The following is a 569-nucleotide window of genomic DNA, read 5'->3' on the forward strand; positions in this document are numbered from 1 at the left end:
TTCAACGAACACTGGGCGCTGGACCCGAAGGTGTTCGCCAACTACGCCAAGCACTACAAGACCGGCGAAGCGATGCCGCAGGAACTGGTCGACAAGATCCTCAAGGCACGCAGCTTCAACCAGGGCTATGCGACCACCGAGTACCTGTCGGCCGCACTGCTCGACCTGGCCTGGCACACGCAGAAGGCCGATGCCCCGCTGCAGGATGTCGGCGCCTTCGAAGCCAGCGCGCTGAAGAAGTTCAAGGTCGACCTGCCGCAGGTGCCGCCGCGTTACCGCACCACCTACTTCGACCACATCTGGGGTGGCGGTTATTCGGCCGGCTACTACGCCTACTTCTGGGCCGAAGTGCTGGACCATGACGCCTACCAGTGGTTCACCGAACACGGTGGCCTGACCGCCGCCAACGGCCAGGAATTCCGCGACAAGATCCTCTCGCGCGGCAACAGCGTGGAACTGTCGACCCTGTACCGCGATTTCCGCGGCAAGGACCCGTCGGTGGAACCGCTGCTGAAATTCCGCGGCCTGAAGTAATCGCGGCCTGAAGTACGAAAGAAAAACGGCGGGGG

Annotated in this window: 1 protein-coding gene; it reads left to right on the forward strand. The window is 62.7% G+C overall.

The features are described 5' to 3' along the window. Positions 1-534: M3 family metallopeptidase (locus tag DBR20_RS11905; protein ID WP_146186996.1), on the forward strand; the 534-nt coding region annotated here is incomplete at its 5' end. Positions 535-569: the final 35 nt, after the last annotated feature.

It is taken from the genome of Stenotrophomonas sp. HMWF023 (assembly GCF_003060985.1).
Lineage (GTDB): Bacteria > Pseudomonadota > Gammaproteobacteria > Xanthomonadales > Xanthomonadaceae > Stenotrophomonas > Stenotrophomonas lactitubi.